The sequence below is a fragment of the Eubacterium ramulus genome (assembly GCF_003122485.1).
In the GTDB taxonomy this organism is placed as follows: Bacteria; Bacillota; Clostridia; order Lachnospirales; family Lachnospiraceae; genus Eubacterium_I; species Eubacterium_I ramulus_A.
This window is the reverse complement of record NZ_JRFU01000025.1, coordinates 1-2,649: the sequence shown is the minus strand read 5'-3', so window position 1 is coordinate 2,649 and position 2,649 is coordinate 1. Positions and strand designations below refer to the sequence as shown.

Below are 2,649 nucleotides of genomic sequence, written 5' to 3'. Positions count from 1 at the left end.
ATATGTGTTTGATGTGGGACCGGAATGTGAATTTTTCCTGTTTAATACGGACGATAACGGCTGTCCGACAACAGACACAACAGAAAAAGCAGGTTATTTTGAGATGGGACCAAACGATCATGGCGAAAATGCCAGACGTGATATGGTTCTGACGCTGGAAGATATGGGATTTGAGATTGAGGCATCCCACCATGAGGCATCTCCGGGACAGCATGAGATTGATTTCAGATATGAGCCGGCGATGCATGCGGCAGATAACATTATGACATTTAAGCTGGCAGTCAAAACCATTGCGAAACGTCATGGTATGCATGCAACATTTATGCCAAAGCCAAAGAGTGGTGTCAGCGGTTCCGGAATGCATATCAATATGTCTCTGAGAAAAGACGGCAAAAATATTTTTGCTGATGAGAATGATAAATTTGGACTGAGCCAGGACGCTTATTATTTTATTGGTGGTCTGATGAAACATGTTTATGAAATGACAGCGATCACAAATCCGCTGGTAAATTCTTACAAACGTCTGGTTTCCGGATTTGAGGCTCCGCTTCATATTACCTGGTCTGTGAGAAACAGAAGTCCGCTGATCCGTATTCCGTCTGCAGTGGGCGGCGGCACACGTATTGAGCTTCGAAGCCCGGACTGTGCGGCAAATCCGTATCTGACGATTGCGCTGTGTCTGGCAGCAGGTCTGGACGGAATGAAGAATAAAATTACTCCGCCGGAGAATATTCAGAAGAATATTTTTAGCATGTCTGAGGAAGAAAAAGCAGAGAGAAATATCAAATCACTGCCGACAAATCTGAGTGATGCAGTAGAGGCGATGGAACAGGATGCATTTATTCAGGATGTGCTTGGAGAACATATCAGTAACGTATATATCAATTCCAAGAAAGATGAGTGGGATCGGTATTGCAGAGCTGTGACACAGTGGGAAGTAGATGAGTATCTGGACAAATTCTAAAAGGTGGATGGTTGAGTTTTGACAAGGATAATTGTTGCATTTCCGAAAGCAGAAAACGGAAAAAACATTAAGAATGTACTGGTCAGAAACGGTTATCAGGTTGTGTGTGTCTGTACGAATGGTGCGCAGGTGATCCAGGAAGCAAATGGTCTGCAGGATGGCATTGTCGTCTGTACTTACAAGCTTTCCGATATGATCTATCAGGAACTGGTGGAATGTCTGCCACCGGGATTTGATACGATCGTGATCTCCACGAAGGATCAGTGGGTGGAAAACGGGACACCGGGAATTGTTGGGCTGGCAGTTCCGTTGAAAATCCACGAACTGTTATCTACGGTAGAAATGGTTTCGTACAATCTGGAACGGAAACGGCGGAAGCGCCGTCAGGCTCCACGAAAACGAACGAAAGAAGAACAGGAACTGGTGGATCGGGCAAAGGCGATTCTGATGGAACGAAATCAAATGACGGAAGACGAAGCACATCGTTACCTGCAAAAGACCAGTATGGATAATGGAACCAGTTTTACAGAAACGGCACAGATGATTCTTGGTATGCTGGATCAGTAACAGCTTTGATGGCGTAAAAAAGTGATAATACATATAGAGATGAGAAGACTCCCGGTGCGATAGGCGGGGAGTGATCAGGAACCTTTTTCGCAGAATAACATATAGTTGAGAGAAAGAGCCTGTATGTACTTTGATCATTGGCATACAGGCATGTATTCCGGGAGAGGTTCTATGAAATTTGTTAAAATGCATGGTCTTGGAAATGATTTTCTGATTTTTGATTGTCTTGAAAATGGGGACAGTGAACACGCTCCAGTATGGCTGAATGCAGAACGGGTACAGAAGCTTTGTGACCGTCATTATGGGATCGGAGCGGATGGAGTGATCTGTGTGCTGCCATCAAAGGTGGCAGATTTTCGGATGCTGATCTGTAATGCGGATGGAAGCCGGGCGCAGATGTGCGGAAATGGTATTCGATGTATCGGAAAATATGTATCTGACCATGGAAAAACAGAACAGGAGAATCTTAGAATCGAAACGGACGCCGGTGTGCGTCAGTTGCGTTTAGATAAAGGAACGGACAGAGTGGCTGTAACAGCAGTTCGGGTGGATATGGGCACACCTGAATTTGTGCCAGAGCACATATCTGCCCGTTTTTCTTATACCGGTGTTTCTATGGGAAATCCGCATTGTGTCATTTTTTTGAATAAGAAAGAGGAACTGGATCAGATTCCAATGGAAGTGTATGGAACGGAAATGGAGCATCATCCGGCATTTTCAAATGGAACAAATGTGGAATTTGCATGGATACAGGATGCAGGACATATTTTTGTGCGTGTCTGGGAGCGTGGATGCGGGGAAACAAAAGCCTGCGGAACCGGGGCCTGTGCAGTGGCAGCCGCGGCAATGAGGATGCGAAAATGTGCAATGTCAGTTGTTGTGGTACTTCCGGGTGGAGAACTGCGGGTGACTTATGGAACCAGAAGCAGGCATTTGTATCTGACCGGACCGGCAGAAGAAATTTTTTCCGGGGAAGTGAAAATAGGATGATGAGTATGCCTGCAAAAGAACGTTCCTTTGGAAAAATATGCAGATTTTCAGAGAAAGTTTCCGTTTGTTTATGTTACGGGTTACAGTTCACTCATCACATGTATTCAGGTAATGATCATGCTTGCATG

3 protein-coding genes are annotated in these 2,649 nt (G+C 45.0%); all 3 read left to right on the top strand.

The genetic code is table 11. The features are described 5' to 3' along the window. The coding region (locus LG34_RS02600; protein ID WP_181369266.1) for a glutamine synthetase family protein at positions 1–964 on the top strand (964 nt) is incomplete at its 5' end. Positions 965–982: 18 nt separating this feature from the next. After that, entirely contained in the window at positions 983–1,531 is a 549-nt protein-coding gene (locus LG34_RS02595; RefSeq protein ID WP_109214744.1) for an ANTAR domain-containing response regulator, read from the top strand. Positions 1,532–1,702: 171 nt separating this feature from the next. After that, on the top strand, positions 1,703–2,521 hold the full coding sequence (dapF, locus tag LG34_RS02590; protein ID WP_109214743.1) for a diaminopimelate epimerase: 819 nt from the start codon (positions 1,703–1,705) through the stop codon (positions 2,519–2,521). Positions 2,522–2,649 lie beyond the last annotated feature (128 nt).

Coding starts and splice junctions, on each gene's coding strand:
- dapF (WP_109214743.1), top strand. CDS start 1,703: ATGAAATTTGTTAAAATGCATGGTCTTGGAAATGATTTTCTGATTTTT.